This window comes from Salmonella sp. SAL4457, from assembly GCF_046548235.1.
In the GTDB taxonomy this organism is placed as follows: domain Bacteria; phylum Pseudomonadota; class Gammaproteobacteria; order Enterobacterales; family Enterobacteriaceae; genus Salmonella; species Salmonella enterica.
Window position 1 is genome coordinate 1 of the sequence record NZ_JBGDZO010000624.1, and the last position, 266, is coordinate 266.

Sequence of the window (266 nt, forward strand, 5' to 3'; positions counted from 1 at the left end):
CTCCACTTCCCCCGCCAGCACGTGGCGCCAGGCACCGTGGCGAAGCCGGGTATCGCCCTTGAGCTTCCATTCGTCCTTGTCGCTGTCGTTGCGCTTGCTTTCCAGCTTGACGTCGAGATTGCCCTCCCAGACCAGGTCCGCCACCAGCGGTCGCGGCGGCACCATCTGGCGAATACTGGCCAGCGGGACGGTATGGCTGCCGCCATCGACGATCCGCACCATGCCCGTGCCCGCCGCCTCCAGGGTTCGGCTACGCTGCCCGGATA

Annotated in this window: 1 pseudogene; it reads right to left on the reverse strand. The window is 67.3% G+C overall.

Annotated features, from left to right (window positions below):
* Positions 1 to 222 (reverse strand): annotated as a pseudogene (locus ACLJNW_RS25695) (hypothetical protein); the annotation flags it as partial.
* Positions 223 to 266: the final 44 nt, after the last annotated feature.